The organism is Saccharopolyspora mangrovi (assembly GCF_035320975.1).
Lineage (GTDB): Bacteria > Actinomycetota > Actinomycetes > Mycobacteriales > Pseudonocardiaceae > Saccharopolyspora > Saccharopolyspora mangrovi.
In genome coordinates this window covers 1-965 of sequence record NZ_JAWLNX010000056.1, presented here as the reverse complement: position 1 = coordinate 965, position 965 = coordinate 1, and the positions used below count along the sequence as shown (strand labels likewise).

The window sequence follows — 965 nt, the reverse complement described above, 5'->3', positions numbered from 1 at the left end:
TTTCCATTGAGGTGATCTCAGTGGATTCGGTTGTGTTCGTGGTGGGTGAGAACGAGTGTGGCTTGGACGATGTCGCCGGTTTTGCGGGGGCTGGCGGTGATGTGTTGGAGCGTTCGCCAGCGGCCAGTGAGCAGGGCGAATCCGCGTTCGCCGAGGGCGCGCAGGCTACGGAGGATCAGGTTGTAGGTGCGGTTGTCGACATCGAGTGGGCGACGTTGTCCGGTTTTGGAGTGCTTGATGGTGGTGTGGACTCCGGCGCTTGCGCCTTGGTAGCCGCCGTCGGCGAGAGTGGGCAGGTCAAGTTGAGAGGCAGCCCAGTACAAGGCACCGAGGACGTGGTGTTCGGCGGCGGTGATGTCATGGACCGAGCCGGGTTCGACCGGTGAGACCCAGATCGGGAACCCCTCCGGTGTGGTCAGTGCCTGGATGTTGCCGCCTTGCTCGCGGTGTTTTCCGGAGTACCACCGGTCGATCTCGGTGCCTTTGACGCTGGTTGTCTTCTCACTGAGCCGGTCGCAGGAGAACAACTTGCCGTCCAGAATCACATACCAAGCGCCGTCGTTCCGGGCCTTGCGCAGGGCCTGATGCAACTCCGGGGCCTGGGCGGCCAGCACCTCGATGGCCTCGTCGATATACCGGTATCCGGTCGCGCGGGAGATGTTGTTGTCGCGGGCGAGCGCGGGGATGGCGGTGCGATCACGAAACCACCGCAACCCCAGCACGGCCTGCTTGAACGTCGATAACGCGCGGCGTCCACGCCCGGTGCCGCGGCGCCGTCGTTCGGCATTGAGGAGTCCGGCGAGGTAGAGGGCGAGTTCGTCAGCGACATCGAGCCTGGCACGATAGGTGATCACGTGGGGTCCTGGTTCCGTGAAGATGATCTTGTGGTGAGACCTTCTTCTACCAGGACCCCACGCCCACATCTCCCAGGCCTACCGCCACCTCACTCCACTGAGATCACCTCA

General features: G+C 63.3%; 1 protein-coding gene. It reads right to left on the bottom strand.

The genetic code is table 11. The features are described 5' to 3' along the window. Positions 1-17: 17 nt before the first annotated feature. Positions 18-854, bottom strand: coding sequence for a transposase family protein (locus R4I43_RS34220; protein WP_324269879.1), 837 nt, complete (start codon positions 852-854; stop codon positions 18-20). Between the last annotated feature and the right edge of the window lie 111 nt (positions 855-965).